General features: G+C 70.3%; 15 protein-coding genes and 5 pseudogenes. 12 read left to right on the forward strand and 8 right to left on the reverse strand.

Features of this window, described 5'->3' with window-relative positions; translation table 11 throughout:
• Positions 1-34: 34 nt before the first annotated feature.
• Positions 35-858, reverse strand: a pseudogene (locus WBG99_RS11890) (ABC transporter ATP-binding protein).
• Between the two features lie 186 nt (positions 859-1,044).
• On the opposite strand from WBG99_RS11890, the gene WBG99_RS11895 reads away from it, so the two are divergent.
• The 3 genes from WBG99_RS11895 (at position 1,045) to WBG99_RS11905 (ending at position 4,377) form a co-directional block, all read left to right on the forward strand.
• Positions 1,045-2,343: a histidine kinase gene (locus WBG99_RS11895; RefSeq protein ID WP_338896304.1), complete on the forward strand. Its 1,299-nt coding sequence runs from the start codon at positions 1,045-1,047 to the stop codon at positions 2,341-2,343.
• A gap of 43 nt (positions 2,344-2,386) precedes the next feature.
• The gene (locus WBG99_RS11900) at positions 2,387-3,082 is read left to right on the forward strand and encodes a response regulator transcription factor (protein ID WP_338896305.1); all 696 of its coding nucleotides are present in this window, start codon (positions 2,387-2,389) and stop codon (positions 3,080-3,082) included.
• 713 nt (positions 3,083-3,795) lie between these two features.
• Positions 3,796-4,377 carry a Uma2 family endonuclease gene (locus WBG99_RS11905; protein WP_338896306.1) on the forward strand — a complete coding sequence of 194 codons (582 nt, stop codon included), beginning with the start codon at positions 3,796-3,798 and terminating at the stop codon, positions 4,375-4,377.
• Between the two features lie 131 nt (positions 4,378-4,508).
• On the opposite strand, the pseudogene WBG99_RS11910 reads toward WBG99_RS11905, so the two are convergent.
• Positions 4,509-4,794, reverse strand: a pseudogene (locus tag WBG99_RS11910) (LysR family transcriptional regulator); the annotation flags it as partial.
• Between the two features lie 385 nt (positions 4,795-5,179).
• On the opposite strand from WBG99_RS11910, the pseudogene WBG99_RS11915 reads away from it, so the two are divergent.
• From WBG99_RS11915 to WBG99_RS11935, 5 genes and pseudogenes are all read left to right on the forward strand, one after another.
• A pseudogene (locus WBG99_RS11915) lies at positions 5,180-5,389 on the forward strand (hydrolase); the annotation flags it as partial.
• Between the two features lie 16 nt (positions 5,390-5,405).
• The gene (locus WBG99_RS11920; protein ID WP_338896307.1) at positions 5,406-5,600 is read left to right on the forward strand and encodes a ferredoxin; all 195 of its coding nucleotides are present in this window, start codon (positions 5,406-5,408) and stop codon (positions 5,598-5,600) included.
• The gene (locus WBG99_RS11925; RefSeq protein WP_338896308.1) at positions 5,597-6,760 is read left to right on the forward strand and encodes an NAD(P)/FAD-dependent oxidoreductase; all 1,164 of its coding nucleotides are present in this window, start codon (positions 5,597-5,599) and stop codon (positions 6,758-6,760) included. Before WBG99_RS11920 ends, WBG99_RS11925 begins: the two co-directional genes overlap by 4 nt.
• Positions 6,761-6,762: 2 nt before the next feature.
• Entirely contained in the window at positions 6,763-7,953 is a 1,191-nt protein-coding gene (locus WBG99_RS11930) for a cytochrome P450 (RefSeq protein WP_338896309.1), read from the forward strand.
• Between the two features lie 1,050 nt (positions 7,954-9,003).
• On the forward strand, positions 9,004-10,260 hold the full coding sequence (locus tag WBG99_RS11935; RefSeq protein WP_338896310.1) for an MFS transporter: 1,257 nt from the start codon (positions 9,004-9,006) through the stop codon (positions 10,258-10,260).
• Positions 10,261-10,573: 313 nt separating this feature from the next.
• Here the strand turns inward: WBG99_RS11935 and WBG99_RS11940 are convergent, their stop codons facing one another.
• From WBG99_RS11940 to ychF, 3 genes are all read right to left on the reverse strand, one after another.
• Complete coding sequence (locus WBG99_RS11940; protein ID WP_338896311.1) at positions 10,574-10,828, reverse strand: Txe/YoeB family addiction module toxin; 255 nt, start codon at positions 10,826-10,828, stop codon at positions 10,574-10,576.
• Positions 10,825-11,109, reverse strand: coding sequence for a type II toxin-antitoxin system prevent-host-death family antitoxin (locus WBG99_RS11945; RefSeq protein ID WP_338896312.1), 285 nt, complete (start codon positions 11,107-11,109; stop codon positions 10,825-10,827). The genes WBG99_RS11940 and WBG99_RS11945 overlap by 4 nt, the downstream gene beginning before the upstream one ends.
• 196 nt (positions 11,110-11,305) lie before the next feature.
• Positions 11,306-12,394, reverse strand: a complete 1,089-nt coding sequence (ychF, locus tag WBG99_RS11950) for a redox-regulated ATPase YchF (protein WP_338896313.1) — start codon at positions 12,392-12,394, stop codon at positions 11,306-11,308.
• A gap of 391 nt (positions 12,395-12,785) precedes the next feature.
• On the opposite strand from ychF, the gene WBG99_RS11955 reads away from it, so the two are divergent.
• Entirely contained in the window at positions 12,786-13,310 is a 525-nt protein-coding gene (locus tag WBG99_RS11955) for a DUF6542 domain-containing protein (RefSeq protein ID WP_338896314.1), read from the forward strand.
• Positions 13,311-13,363: 53 nt separating this feature from the next.
• Here the strand turns inward: WBG99_RS11955 and WBG99_RS11960 are convergent, their stop codons facing one another.
• Together WBG99_RS11960 and WBG99_RS11965 are read right to left on the reverse strand one after the other, a co-directional pair.
• A complete protein-coding gene (locus WBG99_RS11960; RefSeq protein WP_338896315.1) occupies positions 13,364-14,110 on the reverse strand; it encodes an ROK family protein in 747 nt (248 codons plus the stop codon).
• A gap of 141 nt (positions 14,111-14,251) precedes the next feature.
• Complete coding sequence (locus WBG99_RS11965) at positions 14,252-15,271, reverse strand: 4-hydroxy-3-methylbut-2-enyl diphosphate reductase (RefSeq protein WP_338896316.1); 1,020 nt, start codon at positions 15,269-15,271, stop codon at positions 14,252-14,254.
• A 259-nt stretch (positions 15,272-15,530) separates the two neighbouring features.
• Between WBG99_RS11965 and xseA the strand changes: the two are divergent.
• The 3 genes and pseudogenes from xseA to WBG99_RS11980 all read left to right on the forward strand — a co-directional run bounded on the left by xseA (position 15,531) and on the right by WBG99_RS11980 (position 17,831).
• Positions 15,531-16,780: pseudogene (gene xseA, locus WBG99_RS11970) on the forward strand (exodeoxyribonuclease VII large subunit).
• A gap of 94 nt (positions 16,781-16,874) precedes the next feature.
• Positions 16,875-17,084, forward strand: a pseudogene (locus tag WBG99_RS11975) (exodeoxyribonuclease VII small subunit); the annotation flags it as partial.
• A 156-nt stretch (positions 17,085-17,240) separates the two neighbouring features.
• Positions 17,241-17,831 carry a malonic semialdehyde reductase gene (locus WBG99_RS11980; protein WP_338896317.1) on the forward strand — a complete coding sequence of 197 codons (591 nt, stop codon included), beginning with the start codon at positions 17,241-17,243 and terminating at the stop codon, positions 17,829-17,831.
• A gap of 82 nt (positions 17,832-17,913) precedes the next feature.
• Here WBG99_RS11980 and WBG99_RS11985 read toward each other — a convergent pair whose 3' ends face one another.
• Positions 17,914-18,432: a DUF4245 domain-containing protein gene (locus WBG99_RS11985; RefSeq protein WP_338896318.1), complete on the reverse strand. Its 519-nt coding sequence runs from the start codon at positions 18,430-18,432 to the stop codon at positions 17,914-17,916.
• Positions 18,433-18,446: the final 14 nt, after the last annotated feature.

Raw genomic sequence — 18,446 nt, forward strand, 5'->3', positions numbered from 1 at the left:
AGGAGAGGGCAACCGGACACGGAGGGCCCGCGGGTCAGCCGGGGTGCCGGGAAGGAGTCGCCGAGAGGCCCAGCATGCGGTCGAGCACCGTGTCAGCCGTGGGCTGGTGGAGGTAATCGACGATCCGGCCGTCGGCCAGGAAGATCACGCGGTCCGCGTAGGAGGCGGCGACGGGGTCGTGGGTGACCATCACCACGGTCTGGCCCAGCGCCAGGACGGACGAGCGCAGAAAGCCCAGTACCTCGGCTCCGGAGTGGGAGTCGAGGTTTCCGGTGGGCTCGTCCGCGAAGATGATCTCGGGCTGGGAGGCCAGCGCGCGGGCGACGGCGACCCGCTGCTGCTGGCCGCCGGACAGCTGGGACGGGCGGTGCGACAGGCGTTGCGACAGGCCCACCGTGTCGATGACCTGGCTCACCCACTTCCGGTCCGGCTTACGGCCGGCGATGTCCATGGGCAGCGTGATGTTCTCGCCGGCCGTCAGCGTCGGCATGAGATTGAACGCCTGGAAGATGAAGCCGACCTTGTCGCGGCGCAGCCGAGTGAGCTGCTTGTCCCCCAGGGAGGACAGTTCGGCATCGCCGATCCGGGCCGTACCGGAGGAGATGGAGTCCAGACCCGCCATGCAGTGCATCAGCGTGGACTTTCCCGAGCCCGACGGGCCCATGATCGCGGTGAACCGGCCGCGGTCGAACTCCACGGACACGGAGTCCAGTGCGGTCACGCGGGTCTCCCCCGGCCGTAGACCTTGGTCAGATCCGTGGCCGAGGCCGCCACCGGAGCGGTGGCCCGGGTGACCGCCTGCGCTATCAGGGGGTGCTGCGTCGGTCCGGGGCGCTGTGCCCCAGGGTGGTGTGACATGGCGGATGGCTCCCATTCGGCCGGGCAAGGGGGGTCCGGGACGATGGAGGCGGCCCCGTCCCACACCCCGATCATCCGGTGGAGCGGGGCCGCCGCGGATCAACCGGAATGCCGAAAGGCCCGGCCCGTCCGCATCGGCCGAAGAGCCGAGGCGGCCCGCCGGATACCGCCGTAACGTGAGGTGGCATGATCCACGCCTTCCGGGGCCGCTCCCGCACACATCAGGTCCTGCTCGTGCTGGCGGGTGTCCCCGTCCTCGCCCTGCTCGTCGCCGAGGGGCTCAACACCGGCTTCGCCCCCACCGCGGCGGCCACCACCGTCGCCGGCGGACTGTGCGTGGTGGCTCTGTTCGTACCGCCCGCGCGCTTCTTCCTCGTCGCCGGCTGCGCCGTGGCGGCGTCCCTCGCGCTGTCGGTGACCGAGCTGCAGCTGCCCCGGACCCAGCGGCCCGACAACACCCCGGGGATGACGGAACTGTGTGCACTCCTGCTGATGATCGCCCGTACCGTGCGCCTTCAGCCGCTGCTGCGGATCACCGCCCTGGTACCCCCGACAGGCGTGGCCGCCCTGCTGCTGAACCTGCGGATTCCGGAACCCGGGTACGAGCTTGTGAAGACCCTCGTGGGGCCGGCGGTCCTCTTCAGCATCGTGCTGATGGTCGTGCTGGGGCTGTATCTGCGTCTCGTCGACACACTGCGCGACCGCGAGCGGACGGCCGCGGAGCAGGCCGCACGCCAGGCCGAGCGCCTGGAGCACGCCCGGGAGCTGCACGACTTCGTGGCCCATCACGTCACCGCGATCGTCGCGCAGGCCAAGGCAGCCCGCTATGTCACCTCGGCCGGCCGGGCACCGGCCCCCGCAGACCTGGACCGGGTGTTCGCCGGGATCGAGGAGGCCGGCTCACAGGCGATGGACTCGATGCGCAGCATGGTCTCCATGTTGCGCACCCCCGGGGATCCGGCCGCCACCCGACCCGGAGGCGACCTCACCCGCGTGCGCGACCTCGTCGAGAGCTTCTCCGCCGCAGGCCCGCCAGCCCGCCTCACCCTCGACCCCCGGCTCGCCGAACGTTCCCTGCCACCCGAGATCAGCACCACCGTGCACCATCTGGTGCGGGAATCGCTCACCAACATCCGCAAGTACGCCGACACCGCCGCACACGTCACCGTGGACATCCGGCTCCGGGCCGACGACCCCGGCCGACTGGACGTCTCGGTGAACGACGACGGCCGGGCCGCAAGCGGCACGGCACACCGCCCCCGGACCGGCACATCCGGCCATCCGCCGACTGTCCGGCGCGGCACCGACTCCACCGGACAGCCCACGCCCGGCCGACAGCGCGGCGGCTACGGCCTCATCGGACTCGCCGAACGGGTCGAGGCCATCGGCGGTCACTTCACCGCGAGCCCCCGGCACGGCTGCCCCGGCTGGCAGGTCACCGCCGACATCCCCCTCCCACCATCACCCCCGGCGAGCCATCCATGACCACACGACCGGCAGCCCCCACCACCTCTGCGACCATGACGACATGAAGATCCGTGTCCTGATCGCCGACGACCAAGACCTGATCCGGTCGGCCTTCCGCATGATCCTCAGCGCCCAGCCGGACATGGCCGTCATCGCCGAGGCCGCCAACGGCACCGACGCCGTGGAAGCGGCCCGCCGACTCCGCCCGGACGTCTGCCTCCTCGACATCCGCATGCCCGGAATCGACGGTCTGGCAGCCACCCGCCTGCTGGCCGGCCCCGACGTCTCCGACCCGCTCAACGTGCTGATCGCCACCACATTCGACCTCGACGAATACGTCTACCAAGCGCTGCGCAACGGCGCCTGCGGCTTCCTCCTCAAGGACGGCGCCCCCGCCCTCCTCGCCGAAGCCGTACGCGCGGCGGCCGCCGGCAACTCCCTCATCTCCCCCTCCATCACCGTCCGCCTCCTGCGGCACATGGCGCCGCCCCCGCAGAAGGATTCCGGCTCCTGCCCCGCTCCCTCCCCCACTCGCGCGACCACCCGGCTCACCGAACCCCTCACCCAGCGCGAACTCGACGTCGTCCGCCTGGTCGCCCGTGGCTACACCAACGGAGAGGTGGCAGCAGAGCTCTACGTCACCCACTCCACGGTCAAGACCCACCTGGGCAACATCCAGCGCAAACTGGCCGCCCGCAACCGCGTCGAGATCGCGGCATGGGCCTGGGAGGCGGGGGTCTGCGCCGGCCGGGGCTGAACCTTTGCGCGCGGCACCGTGGCCGCGAACGGCGATGGCCACTCGGCGACGCGTGCGCCGCACTCCGACGAAGACGCACTCCCAACTTCCCCCGCAGTCAGGGACTCCACGCTACGAGAAGAGACTCGGAATGATCCGGTCGCCCGTGGCGAGGTGCCTCCACCGCGCCGGAGTCAGGGGCACGAGGCGTACCGGAGCCGAGTGCCGGGCGCGAGGCCAGGGACGAGTTCGACCCACCCGGGCGAGGTCCATGTCGCTCCCTCCAGCGTCCCTCCGGTTGCCGATGTCCCACATCGGCCGCAGCACTCCGGCTCCGGGGATCGGCGTACGCCGGAACGTCTCACCGGCCGGCCGGCCGGGCGAGTACGAGTTCGGCCCGGATGCCCCCCAGGCGGATCTCGGCCCCCGCCACCAGCACCACTCCCGGCTCCGTTCGAGCCCTATCATCTCCGCCTCACGCCCCAGCGCCTCCCAGAAGCCCGGCGGCGCCGTCCATTCGTCACCCAGCTCCTCCAGCAGGTCAAGCGCCACTTCCCACTCGTCGTGCGTGTGGTGGTCCCAGCCGTCGGACACCGTGATCTCGTTGCCGGTGGCCGCTCCTTCGGGTACCAGCGGCGAGGCGGGCCTCAAGCACCCCTACGACATCCATGCGCCGAGTACGGATCAACAGATCAACGCCTCCTCGTGACGGCCGCAATCGCTAGGGTTGTCCCATGACCGCACTGCCCGACTGGATGCGCCCGCCGCGCGCGGAAGGCTGGTTCGCGGAGGACCTGGACCGCCTCCCCGAGGCACCACGCCACACCGAGCTCATCGACGGAGCCCTCGTCTTCATGATGTCGCCCCAGCGGGCCTGGCATGGCCGCCTCGTCACCGCCCTGACCACCACGCTCATGGCGCAGGCACCAGCCGGCTTCGAGGTCGAGCGGGAGATGACGATCCGCCTCGATGCCCGCAACCGCCCCGAGCCGGACCTCTTGCTGACGAACCTGCCCTACGACCCCGACCGCACCTGGTACGCCCCAGAGGACGTAAAACTCGTCGTCGAGGCCGTCTCCCCCGAATCCGCCCACCGCGATCGCACCGTAAAGCTGCGCAAGTACGCAGAGGCCGGTATCCCGCACTACTGGTGCGTCGAGGATGAGGACGGGGCTCCTGTCGTCCATGTCTACGAGCTCGACGAACCCACCGGCGCCTACGCGCCCGCCGGTATCTTCCGAGGCACCCTCCAGCGCCCGGTGCCCTTCGATATCAGCCTGGACCTCGACAAGCTCACACCACCCAGGAGCAGCTGAAAAGTCAGCACCGTGTCAGCACGGGAACACAGCAGGGGGCCGGGCTCGTCAGAATCCGGCCCCCTGCAGACCTGTACATGTGGCGAAATCATCTCGCACGCAGCGACAGAACGGCCACACGCGGCTACACGCTCCTCGTGCGCCGGGTCGAAGTCGGCCTGGCCGGTGAAGACGCGCTCCAGCAGGTCGCAGGCGGTGGCGGTGCGGTCGAGGAGGGCCAGACCGAGGGCGGTCAGTTCGTAGCGTCCGCCGGCCCGGGAGAGCCTCGTCGTCGAAGTGGTGACGCAGCCGGGCCAGGGCGGCGCTCATGGCGGGCTGGCTGAGCCCGATGCGCCGGCCCGCCCTGGTGACGTTGGGCTCCTCCAGAAGGGCGCGCAGGGCGACGACGAGGTTGAGGTCGAGGCTTGCCGGGTTCACGAAGGGTCCCAGTGCCGTGTCGGAAGCGTACGGGTATTTGCTGCCTGGATTGAGATCATCCAGGGAATCGATTTCCCAGATCGGAAGTTACGGGCCAGATTAGTGGAACCGCAATCGGGAGGACATCTCCGTGACATCCGCTGCCGCGTCGGCACCCGTTACCCCCTTTTCCGGCCGCCAGTTTCGCGTCGGGTCCCCGGCGAGGGTGTGCAGGCGCGGCAGCTCCTCTTCCCAGCGCTCCAGGAGCGCGAGCGTGGTCAGCGCGGGTTCACCCGGTGCCGTACGCAGGTCGAGCGCTCGGCCGTCCGGCGCCGCGGGGCCCGGCCACCAGGCACCGGCCGCCGGGCCCCGCCCGGTGCCGGAAGGGTTACCGATGGCGAGCGGTCCGCTGGCGGACCTGGCGGTGCACGCGCCCGTCGAGCCCCGGCAGATCTTCCAGTCCGGCGCCAACTACCGGCAGCACGTGATCGACCTGGCGGTCGCACACCGCGCCCCGGACGCCCCGGGCACCGTCGAGGAGGCCCGCGCCGAGGTCGCGGCGGTCATGGACGAGCGGGCCGATGAGGACGTCCCGTACGTCCTCATCGGCCTGCCGAAGGAAGGACGGTGAGATGACCCGGATCGTGGTCGACTTCGACCGCTGCGAGGGCCACGGGCTGTGCGAACAGACCGCGCCCGAGGTGTTCCGGCTCGACGACGAGGGCGAGTTGCACCTGACGCGTGACGAGGTGGACGCCGAACACGAGAGTGTCGTCGAGGCCGCCGTTCGGGTGTGTCCCGTCGCGGCGTTGAAGGTGCAGCCGTGAGACGGATCGTCGTGGTCGGTGGGTCCATCGCCGCGGTCACGGCGGCGCAGAGCCTGCGTACCGAGGGCTATGACGGCCAGGTGACCGTGCTCTCCGAGGAGCCTCATCCGCCCTACTCGCGCGTTCCACTCTCGAAAGGCGTGCTGGCAGGCCGGGAGTCGGTGGAGTCGACCCTGCTGCCGCCGCCGAGCGAGGACATCGAGTTCCACACCGGAGCACGGGCCGCGCGGCTCGACATGCGCGGCCGTCTGGTGACAACGGCCGACGGCACCGGCATACGGTACGACGGGCTGGTGATCGCCACCGGCGCCCGGGCACGCCGCCTCACCGGCGACAGCGACCTGGTGCTGCGCACTCTGGATGACGCCTCGGCCCTCGCCGCCAGGCTGACCACTGCCCGCAGCGCGATCGTGCTGGGCGGTGGCTTCCTCGGCATGGAGGTCGCCAGCACCTGCCGCGCCGTCGGTCTGGAGGTCACCGTCGTCGACCTCGTACCGCCGCTGCTCAGGCTGCTCGGTCCGTGGCTGGCCGATCTCGCCGTCGCGGCCGGCCGTGACCTCGGCATCCGGGTCCGGGTCGCGCCCGACGGCGTCGACGTACTGGACGAACACCGCGTGCGCTGCGGGGAGTCGGTCCTGGAGGCCGACATGATCGTCTGCGCGGCGGGCGACGTGCCCAACACCGAATGGCTCAGGGACTCCGGCCTGGCCCTGGACGCCGGCGGCGGCATCGTCGCCGACGCCTGCTGCCGCGTCGCCCCCGGCATCGTCGCCGCCGGAGACGTCGTATCACGCCAGGGGCGCCGGACTCCCCACTGGACCAACGCGGTCGAGCAGGGAAGGGCGGCTGCGGCGAGCCTGCTGCACGGGGAGTCTGCGCAGCCCTACCGACCCGACCTCTATTTCTGGACCGAGCAGTGCGGCCTCGATATCAAGATCAGCGGCGAACTCCCCCTCACCGGAACCCCCGAAGTCCTCGCCGGATCGGTGGACGACCGCAGCGCGCTGCTGAGATGGCGCCACGACGGGGGTGCGGCAACCGCCGTGGCCGTCAATCATCGACTTCCCGTCATCAAACTCAAGCGCCTCGGAGCCGGAGCGCCGACCCCAGCCCCAGCCCCTGCCTCTGCCCGTACCGACAACCCCTACGTGAGGACGTGACCATGGCTCTCCCGCACCTCGCCCCCTACGATCCGCTCGACCCCGCCCACAACGCCGATCCCGCGGCCCGGCTCGCCGAGGCCCGCGACCGCTGCCCGGTGTCCCAACCGCGCCCCGGCGTGCACTTCCTCACCCGCCACGACGACGTACGGGACGTCCTCACCGACCATGAGGCGTACTCGTCCGTCGACAACTTCGCCCTGGAAAGCGGTGTCACGACAGCCGACCTGCCAGCGGCCATAATCACCATGTCGGACCCGCCCGACCACACGGCACTGCGCGCTCGTCTCAGGCGCTGGTTCGCTCCCGCCGTGCTCCGCAAGCAGGAACCACGCGTCCGCGACATCGTGACCGACGTCCTCGACGCGTGGCAGCCCGGCCAGAAGGCCGAGATTTACCACGACCTGGCCCGTCGGGTACCGACCCGGGTGGTGTATGCCTTCCTCGGTCTGCCGGAGGAGGACTGGGACCGCCTGCACCAGTGGGCCGACGCGATCGACGACGTCCTCCCGCAGGTGCCGATCGACATGCCGGAGTTCGTGGCACTCACCCGCTATCTCGGAGAGCAGTTCGCCGCCCGGGCTGCCGCCCCGGCCACCGGGGAGGGCGTCCTGGACGGTCTCGCGCACCCCGCTGACGGCGAGCCTCCGCTCACTCCGGCCGAGGCCGTCATGCACGCCCTCCAGCTGATCCTGGCCGCCACTGACACCACTGCCAGCCTGATCACCAACCTCCTCCACGAACTACTGGCAGACCGCAGCCACTGGGAACGGCTGCTCGCCGACCGGTCCCTCATCCCCACGGCGATCGAGGAGTCGCTGCGCCACGATGCGCCCCTGCAGTACGTTCTGCGCACGGTGACGCAGGAGCGGGAGATCTCCGGCTGCCCCGTCAAACCCGGCGACCGCCTGGCCGTCAGCCTCCAGTCGGCCAACTGGGACGATCGGGCCTGGGGCGCCGACGCCGCGGACTACTCTCTCGACCGCCCGGCGGGACAGGCCACTCCGCTGACCTTCGGCTACGGCATCCACACCTGCCTCGGCGCACCACTGGCCCGGTTGGAGTCCCGCGTCGTCCTGGAACAGCTGCTGGAGCGCTTCCCCGAACTGCGGCTCGCTCCCGGCTATCGCCGTGAGCCCGCTCCGGGCCTGGTCATGGTCCGCCGCCCGGCTCAGCTCGACGTCGTGCTCTGATCAGAGCGCGATCCACCGCTGACGTCATGGAAGACATCAACCCGAGGAAGTGGTCCTCGCCGCGCTCGCGGACTCGGCAGCCGTCGAACCCGCCCCCGGTGGGACCGGCACCAGCCGTGCCCGCCCCTCAACCGCCACGGTGGCGTGAGTACGCGGGTCAGCGCCGTTGGCATGACCAGCCATGTTTTGCGGCTCCCGCCCGGGACTCGAAGCTGCGGCCAACACCCGCCGTGAGCCGCTGCCCGGTTTCCCGGCCGCCAGCCACCCGCCACCCGCCACCCGCCACCCGCCACGACGAGCCGTAACACTCCCGGGATGACGTTCCCGGGAAACGGCACCACCTTGCCCTCCGTCGGCTCCAGTTGCCCCGTAGCGGCCCCTGAACTGCGGATTTCACGGCTAGGCCAAGACGAGACAACTGACGTTGCGTCAGACAGATCCAGCGCCGATGCAGCAGAGGTGCGGATGACCAGGGATGACGACAGGTGACCAGACGTCAGGACCACCAGCAGCGGGTACGGCGACACGGGCGACCCCGGTTGGGGCCAACCCTGCCTGACCTGCGTATTTGCCAGATCGCTACACCGATGCCGAGTCGGCCACCAAACGTTGACCCGGAACATCGATGGCAACGCCATGACCTGCGAAAGAGCCTGTTTCGGGGCCACGATCCAGCAGTGATCGTGCATTCAGTCCGCCACCGCGCCAGCGCCCGTCCGAGTCCGCCCAGCATCGACTCTGAGCTGCTATGACGTGGGTCCCTGGGGTGCAGAGCGGTCACCAAGGCGATAACAGTCCGAGCCCCGGACCACGATCGGCAGCAACCATAGCCCGCCCTGCGGAGACCGCGACGCCCCATCCAGCGCGTGGATGCGCGGGATACGGGATTCGGATGGTGCGGAGGGTGGGCGGCGGGCCATAAAGGCCGCATAGTCGTCCCACCCGCACGTCGCTGTCCGAATTCGCCGACGACGTGAGGTCCTCCTCAGCATGCCGAGCGCCGTCGGCGCCTGCGCGGCATGCCCGCTCGCCCGAGTCCCTGGAGTCGCCATGCCTGCTTCCGTGCCCCTGCCCTCCACCACGATCGATGAGTCCGCCCCGCCGCCCGTGAGCGTGTCGGGCCCGGCGCACCGGCTGCGGGTGACCGCACTGATGGCGGGCAGCTGTCTGCCCATCCTGGGGGCGGTGCTGATCGCTCCGGTGCTCCCCCGGATGCAGGAACACTTCGCCTCGACCCCCGGCGCCAAGGCACTCGTCCCGCTGGCGCTGACCGTTCCGGCGCTGGCACTGGCGCTGCTGGCTCCGTTCGCCGGAGTGATCCTGGACCGCCTGGGCCGCAAGCGTCTGCTGCTCGTGGCGACCGTCTTGTACGCGCTGTTCGGCACGGCGCCGCTCTGGCTGGACTCGCTGGGCGCGATCATCGCGAGCCGCGCTCTGGTCGGCATCACCGAGGCCGCGATCATGACCTGCTGCACCACCCTGATCGGGGACTACTACACCGGCCAACGGCGGGTGAAGTACCTCGCGCTGCAGACCATGTGCACCTCGGCGTCGGCCACGGCGTTCTTCGTGCTCGGCGGCACGGTCGGCGCGGCGGGCTGGCGGGTGCCGTTCTGGGTCTACGCGGTGAGCCTGCTGCTCGTCCCGGTGATGGTCTTCGCCCTGCCCAGGCCGGTGGTGCGCACGCGCACGGAGGTCGTCCTGACTGCACGTCGCCCGTTTCTCTGGCGGCAGATGGCGGGAATCTGCGCCCTGACCTTCTTCGCTGCGATCGTCTTCTACGCCGTCCCCGTGGAGATGTCGTACCTGCTCGACGACCTCGGAGTGGACAGCACGGGCCTGATCGGTCTGGCCACCGCAGTCGCCAGCGCCGGCACCGTGGCCGGAGCGATCACCTTCGCCCGCCTGAAGCGCTCCCCGGAGCCGATGCTGCCCGTCGTCTTCGCGGTCTGCGCGGCCGGTTTCGGGGTGATGTTCCTCGCCGGCAGCGTCCCGCTGATGATCGTCGGTGCGGTGATCAACTGCCTGGGCACCGGCATGCTGTTGCCGTCGCTGCTCACCAGTGCCATGTCCCGGTTGGAGTACGAGGACCGCGGCCGGGGCACGGGGCTGTGGACGTCTGCCTTCTTCGGCGGCTCGTTCGTGTGCCCGCTGGTGCTCCTTGCCCTGGAATCGGCGGTCGGCACGCTGGCCGGAGCCGTGGGGGTGCTGGGGCTGGCTGCCGCGATCGTCGCTGTCGGGCTGCTGGTGGCCCGGCGACGGGCCAGTACCGCGGCGCCCGGGCCGCTGCCCGACCAGATGGCCTGAGAGCCCGGGCCTCGTGCGGCGACCCGCGACACCCTGGGTCCGCCCCGAGAGCGGGCTGCCGGTCGGCCGGTATCAGCTGGCCGGACGGCAGCCGCCGCTTCTCCGTGGCGAGCACAGCTGTGCCGTTGACATGAAGGCACCGATCAGTACGTAGGTGAACCGCTGTCAGCCTCCGAGAACGTCGAGTCACCCCAGATCGCCCCCGGCGGGAGAGACAGTCCGAGCGCGGAACTGCAACCTACGAAGACGCCGCCCCGAAACAGCCGTCTCAACCTGGGGGAGGCATCCCGCGACGCCCGTATGGCGCGAGCGATCAGTAGTGGTAACGCGCCGCAAGGATCACGATCTCCTTGTCCGTCATCAGGTAGACAAGGCGGTGCTCATCGTCGATCCGTCTCGACCACGCCCCGGGCAAGTGGCACTTGAGCGGCTCGGGCTTGCCGATCCCCGTGAAGGGGTCACGCCTCACGTCCTCGATGAGCTTGTTGATCCGAGCGGGCATCTTGCGGTCGTTCTTGAGCCAGGACGTGTAGTCCTCCCAGCCCTGATCCTCGAAGACGAGCCTCACGCAGCACCCTCACGTGCCGCATCCGGCGAGTCGGGGTCGATCAGCTCTCGCTCAGACACGTTGATGTCGGCCAGGGCGTTCTCGTATGCCTTGAGCAACCGACGAGCGTTCGCCGGGGAGCGCAGCAGATACGAGCCCTCCCGCAGAGCCGCGTAGTCCTCGGCCGAGACGAGTACCGCGTTCCCGTGCTTGGAGACGATCTCGATGGCCTCGTGATCGTCGTTGACCTTCTTGATCAGCGGAAAGAGAGCCTTGCGGGCTTCGCTCGCGGTAATGGACATGGGCTGACTCCCTACATCAAGTGGTACCGAATAACGTACCACTCTCAGTCGCCTGCACCAGAACCAATTGCGTGACGAGTCATCAGAAAACCCGGCATCCCAGCACGGGAAACAGCAAGGGGCCGGCTCCCGGAAGAGCCGACCCCCATCTGACGTGCAGTTTGCCAGGCCGCCAACGTGGTGTTATTGCACTCGCTCACACGTTGAAGCGGAACTCGACCACGTCCCCGTCCTGCATCACGTAGTCCTTGCCCTCCATCCGCGCCTTGCCCTTGGCGCGGGCCTCGGCGACCGAGCCGGTTTCGACGAGGTCGGTGAAGGAGATGACCTCGGCCTTGATGAAGCCCTTCTGGAAGTCGGTGTGGATGACACCGGCGGCCTCTGGGGCGGTGGCGCCCTTCTTGATGGTCCAGGCGCGGGATTCCTTGGGACCGGCCGTGAGGTAGGTCTGGAGGCCGAGGGTTTCGAAGCCGACGCGGGCGAGGGTTGCGAGGCCCGGCTCCTCGGCGCCGACGGACTCCAGGAGCTCCATCGCGTCCGCCTCGTCCAGCTCGGCGAGGTCCGCCTCCAGCTTGGCGTTGAGGAAGATCGCCTCGGCGGGGGCGACCAGGGCGCGCTGCTCGTTCTTGAAGTCCTCGTCGGTCAGCTCGTCCTCGTCGACGTTGAAGACGTAGAGGAACGGCTTGGTGGTGAGCAGGTGCAGGTCGTGGAGGAGTTCCTCGTTGCCGGAGCCCTGCACGATGCCCTGTGAGAAGAGGGTGTCGCCCTTCTCCAGGATCTCCTTGGCGGCCTCGACGGCGGCGACCTTCGGGGCGATGTCCTTCTTGATGCGCGACTCCTTCGCCAGCCGCGGCAGTACCTTCTCGATGGTCTGGAGGTCGGCGAGGATCAGCTCGGTGTTGATCGTCTCGATGTCGTCCTTGGGCGAGACCTTGCCGTCGACGTGGACGACGTTCTCGTCCTGGAAGGCGCGGATGACCTGGCAGATCGCGTCCGACTCACGGATGTTCGCGAGGAACTTGTTGCCGAGGCCCTCGCCCTCGCTGGCACCGCGCACGATGCCCGCGATGTCGACGAAGTCGACGGTCGCCGGGAGGACGCGCTGTGAGGAGAAGATCTCGGCCAGCTTGGCGAGGCGCTCGTCCGGGACGCCCACGACGCCGACGTTCGGCTCGATCGTGGCGAACGGGTAGTTGGCCGCCAGCACGTCGTTTTTGGTCAGGGCGTTGAACAGGGTCGACTTGCCGACGTTGGGCAGACCGACGATTCCGATCGTGAGCGACACGTTTGCGACTTCCCGTACGTAGGAGGGCCAGGCGGCCGGGGCCTGGGGCGGCAGGGCCTAGGGCTCCTGTCCGGCGGATCGCGCCCCAGCGGCCAGAGGGCTGGCCGATCCCCCAGTTTACGGCGTGCCGACGCCCGGTCCGGCGAGGTATCGAACGCTTGGCCAAGGTCCGCTCGACGGCGTGTCTGTGCACCCGTTCGACACACTGACCGACCTAAGTTGGTCGAGTGGAGCAGCACAGGACGTACCCCCCTCGGACCGGGCCGCGGCGCGGCACACCGCCCCTTCCCCGCAGGCGGGCAGAGGTCGCCGGAATCCGGGAGTGGGCGCCCCGCGTCGTGCTCCGGTCTCGCGCGGATCCGTACCGCCGCCGGTGCGAGCCGTGCGCCGGATGCCGAACCCGCGGCTCACGGGGCTGGGCTGCGGCTTGTTCTGCGGGGTGTCGATGCTCGCGCTCGCCAGTCTCGACCGGCTGCTGTTCGGCTCGGCTCCCGCTTTGTACGGGGCACTGTTCCTGTTGGTCAGCGCGTTGACCGCGGTGTGGGTGCGGGGCGGTGACCTGGCGAGCGCGCCGGTCGTCGTACCGATCGCCTTCGCTGCCGGTCTGCCGCTGATCGCCGACAGCGAGGGCGGGCTCGGCGGGCATCTGATGGCCCTGGTCACCGCCCTCGCCATGCAGGCGGGCTGGCTGTACGGCGGCACCCTCGTCGCGGGGCTCATCGTGACCGTGCGCAAGCTCCGGCTGATGGCCCGACGGGCGGCCGAGCGGGAGAGAGAGCGCGAGAGGCTCGGGGAGCAGGGCCCGGCCGGGGCAGGCGGCCCACAGGCCCGGCCCGCGTACGTCCGGGCGGCGGCCCGCGCCCGGGCACCCAGGCCTCCGGTCCAGCCCGGCCGCACCGTCCCCCGGAGTTCCTAGCCGGCCTGCCGTGGTCCGGGCCGCCGGCCCCGCGCCCGCTGCCTGGCCGGTGCCTAGCCGGCCTTCGCCGCTCGCATCGCCGCGCCCACGATGCCGGCGTTGTTCTGCAGCCGGGCCGGAACGATCTCCGCCTTGACGCCCTCGATGAGGTGGAGGAACTTGTGGGACTTGCGGCTGACGCCCCCGCCGATGATGAAGAGTTCGGGCGAGAAGAGCATCTCCACGTGGGCGAGGTACTTGGTGACGCGCTTGGCCCAGTGCTCATAGGTCAGCTCGTGGTCGTCCTTGGCCTTGGTGGAGGCTCGGGTCTCGGCGTCGTGGCCGTCCAGCTCCAGGTGGCCCAGCTCGGTGTTGGGGACGAGGACCCCGTCGGAGAAGACGGCGCTGCCGATGCCCGTGCCGAAGGTGAGCAGGATGACCGTCCCCTGGCGGTCGCGCCCGGCGCCGAACTGCATCTCGGCGACGCCCGCCGCGTCCGCGTCGTTCAGCACCGTCACCGGCAGGCCGCCGAGCCGGTCACCGAGCAGGGCGCGCGCGTCGACGTCGACCCAGCTCTTGTCGACGTTGGCCGCCGTCCGGATCGTGGCACCGCCCGTGACCACGCCGGGGAAGGTGACGCCGACCGGGCCGGTCCAGCCGAAGTGGTCGACGACCTCCTTGACCCCGTCGGCCACCGCGTCGGGCGTCGCCGGGTGCGGGGTCAGCACCTTGTGTCGCTCGTCCGCCAGGTCGCCCAGGTCCAGGTCCACGGGAGCGCCCTTGATCCCGGAACCACCGATGTCCACGCCGAAAATGTGCATGGCCCTACGTTACGTCGTACGACTGACAGTCACGGCAGGGAGGTTACCCGGCCGCAGCCCGGGGCCGGAATCCTCACGTCCTCGTACGCGTACGGCCCCGGAACCTTCACGTCCCGGGGCCGTGGGCGTGCGTGCGGAGGTTCAGGCTCCGGCGGCGCCCTGTCCGGTGCGCTCGGCGACCAGGGAGGCCGCCTCGGCGCGCAGGTCGCGGCGCAGTTCCTTGGGCAGCGAGAAGGTGATCGACTCCTCGGCCGCCTTGACCAGTTCGACGTCCTCGTAACCGCGCCGGGAGAGCCATTCCAGGACCTCCTCGACGAGGATCTCCGGGACGGAGGCACCCGAGGTGACACCGACGGTCTCCACGCCCTCCAGCCAGGCCTCCTCGATCTCGTCGGCGAAGTCCACGAGGTAGGCCTCGCGGGAGCCGGCGAGCTTGGCGACCTCGACGAGGCGCTTGGAGTTGGAGGAGTTGCGCGAGCCGACCACGATGACCAGCTCCGCCTCGGCGCCCATCTGCTTCACGGCGAGCTGGCGGTTCTGCGTGGCGTAGCAGATGTCGTCGCTGGGCGGGGAGACGAGCAGCGGGAACTTGTCCTTCAGGGCGCCGACCGTCTCCATCGTCTCGTCGACGGAGAGCGTGGTCTGGGAGAGCCAGACGACCCGTGAGGGGTCGCGGACCTCGACCTTGGCGACGTCGCCGGGGCCGTCGACCAGCTGGATGTGGTCCGGTGCCTCACCCGACGTGCCGATGACCTCCTCGTGCCCCTCGTGCCCGATCAGGAGGATGTCGAAGTCCTCCTGGGCGTACCGGATCGCTTCCTTGTGGACCTTGGTGACGAGCGGGCAGGTCGCGTCGATGGTGGCGAGCCTGCCGCGCTCCGCCTCGTCGTGGACGGTCGGGGCCACGCCGTGCGCGGAGAACATGACGATGTTCCCCTCGGGGACCTCCTCCGTCTGCTCGACGAAGACGGCGCCCTTCTTCTCCAGGGTCCGCACGACGTATTTGTTGTGGACGATCTCATGGCGGACGTAGATCGGGGCCCCGTACTGCTCCAGGGCCTTCTCGACGGCGATCACGGCACGGTCGACACCCGCGCAGTAGCCGCGCGGGGCGGCGAGGAGGACACGGCGGCGGCCAGGCGAAGCGGTCATGTCCTCCATCGTAGGGGGTTCCCTGCGGGGAGGGCTCCGCCGTGGGAGCGCACGCGGGAGAGCTCGGCGGGGTGCGGTCGTGTGGCGTGTACGGGTGCGTGGGGGTTGTCCGCGCGGCTCCCCGCGCCCCTGAAAACCGGCGGCACGTCCTGCTGTCAAGGGACGCGGGGAGCCGCGCGGACGACCACGAACCACCCGCCGCCGCCGACGCGGCCCGTGCCCCGAGCTTCTGGGCGGCCTTGTCGGCCCCCGCCGTTAGGCTCCACGCATGGCTCTCCACACGTCCGCCGAATCCCCCCTCCCCGTCGGCGAGGTCTCCCGGCTCATCGGTGGCTGGATCGACCGGCTCGGCGCGGTGTGGGTGGAGGGGCAGATCACCCAGTTGTCGCGGCGCCCGGGGGCGGGGGTCGTCTTCCTCACGTTGCGGGACCCTTCGCACGACATCTCCGTGAGCGTGACCTGCTTCCGGCAGGTGTTCGACGCGGTGGCCGACGTGGTGAGCGAGGGCGCCCGCGTCGTGGTACTGGCGAAGCCCGAGTGGTACGCGCCGCGGGGGCAGCTGTCGTTGCGGGCGACGGAGATGAGGCCGGTGGGGGTCGGTGAACTGCTCGCGCGGCTTGAGCAGCTGAAGAAGTCCCTGGCGAGCGAGGGGTTGTTCGCGCCGGAGCGGAAGAAGGCGCTGCCGTTCCTGCCCCAGCTGATCGGGCTCGTGTGCGGCCGGGCATCGGCCGCCGAGCGGGATGTGCTGGAGAACGCGCGGCACCGGTGGCCGGCCGTCCGCTTCGAGGTGCGCAACGTCCCCGTGCAGGGGGTGCACGCGGTGCCGCAGGTCGTGCAGGCGGTGAAGGAGCTCGACGCGCTGGACGGCGTGGACGTGATCATCGTGGCTCGTGGCGGCGGCAGCGTGGAGGACCTGTTGCCGTTCTCCGACGAGCAGCTCGTACGGGCGGTCGCGTCCTGTCGTACACCGGTGGTGTCGGCGATCGGCCATGAGCCGGACACCCCGTTGCTGGACTATGTGGCGGACCTGCGGGCGTCCACGCCGACCGACGCGGCCAAGAAGGTCGTGCCGGACGTGGGCGAGGAGTACGAGCGGGTGCGGTGGCTGCGGGACCGGGCGCGGCGGTGTGTGGAGGCGTTCGTGGAGCGGGAGGAACGGGGGCTCGCGCATGCCCTCGCCCGCCCGTCGATAGAGGATCCGCACCGCATGATCGACGAGCGGGCCGATCACGTGGTCTCGCTCCTCGACCGGGGCCGTCGCTGCCTCGGTCATCATCTGGACCGGGCCGTCTCGGAGTTGACGCACACACACGCGCGCGTGGTGGCCCTCTCCCCGCGGCGACGCTCCAGCGGGGGTACGCGGTGCTGCAGAAGGCCGACGGTCATGTGGTCCGCGCGCCCGACGAGGTCACGGGTGAGGAGCCGTTGCGGGCGCGGGTGGCCGAGGGCGAGTTCGTCGTCCGGGTCGACGAGGGCGGGACTGTCGACGAGGTCGGGACTGTCGGAGGGGACGCATAAGGTGGGCCGCATGACCAGCAACGTGAGCGAGGCCGAGGGGACGACCGGGGCGGCCGGGGCGGCCGGGGCCTCGGAGGCCGACCGCGCCCTCGGGTACGAGCAGGCGCGGGACGAGCTGATCGAGGTCGTCCGCCGTCTGGAGGCGGGCGGCACGACGCTGGAGGAGTCCCTCGCGCTCTGGGAGCGCGGCGAGGAGCTGGCCAGGGTCTGTCGCCGCTGGCTGGACGGGGCCCGGGCGCGGCTGGACGCGGCTCTGGCGGAGGACGAGGAGCGGGACGGCGCCGCCGACGGCACGTCCGGGTGATGCTCCGGCCGTACCGGCCGTCGAGGCGTGTTATGCCGGTCACCAGCACCGCCGTGACGTGTGACGCCGGCCACTCGACCCCGCTTTTGGTTGAACTTTGAACTTCATTGGCGTAGCGTCACAGCCGTACACGACACGTCTCACGAAGGTTGCCTCATGTCCCTCGTTCTTGACTCCGCCGCCCAGGACCTGCTGTTCCGCGAGGCGCACACCGCGAACGTGTTCACCGACGAGCCGGTGAGCGAGGAGCAGGTGCAGGCGATCTACGACCTGGTCAAGTATGGCCCGACCGCCTTCAACCAGACCCCGCTGCGTATCGTCCTGGTCCGCTCCGCCGAGGCCCGTGAGCGCCTGGTGCCGCACATGGCCGAGGGCAACCAGGCCAAGACGGCCACCGCCCCGCTGGTCGCGATCCTCGCCGCGGACAACGAGTTCCACGAGGAACTGCCCACCCTGTTCCCGGTCTTCCCGCAGGCCAAGGATGTCTTCTTCGCCGAGCGCACGGCCCGTGAGTCCGCCGCCGGCATGAACGCCGCCCTCCAGGCCGCGTACTTCATCATCGGCGTGCGTGCCGCGGGCCTGGCCGCCGGTCCGATGACCGGCTTCGACTTCGCCGGCGTCCAGAAGGAGTTCCTGGACGACGACCACACCCCGCTGATGGTCGTCAACATCGGCAAGCCCGGCGAGGGCGCGTTCCACCCGCGCTCCCCGCGACTGGCCTTCGACGAGGTCGTCACCACGGTCTGATCCTCACCACGGCCATGACGGCCACGCGCGAAGGGCCCCGGCGACACCGCCGGGGCCCTTCGCGCGTGTACGCCGGGCGTGGTCACTCCGTCTTCAGCGCCTGCGCCATCTTCGTCAGCTGCGCGAACGGCGCCGTCCCGGCGACCACGGTCGTGGAGCCCTCGCGCTCCACGACGAGGGCGTCGTAGCGCTCGCCCTCGTACCGCGTCCAGGTCTCGTCGCCGATCTGCCGGGTGGCCCCGGTCTTCTTCGCGTCCCGCGTGGCGTCCGGGATGAACCGGGACGGCTCCTCGGCGGACTGCTCGACCGCCACGTACTGGCCCTCGGGGTCGTGGAACCCGAGGTGCCAGCGGTCGGACTCGTCACCGCGGAAGCGGACCGAGGTCGCCTTCCAGGTGTCGGGCAGCCCCTCGGGCGCGGCCACCGGATAGGAGGCCGCACGGCGCGCCGTCAGCAGTTCGACGCGATAGTCGACACGCTTGAGTTCCCGCTCGGTGTCTCCATGCGGGATGAAGAGATAGATGACCCATGCCGCCAACACGATGAGCCCCAGGGAGAGGACCATGTCGCGGACGGTCTGCTTGCCTTTCGTACCTGCCACGCCTCTCATCGTCG

It is taken from the genome of Streptomyces sp. TG1A-60 (assembly GCF_037201975.1).
GTDB lineage: Bacteria > Actinomycetota > Actinomycetes > Streptomycetales > Streptomycetaceae > Streptomyces.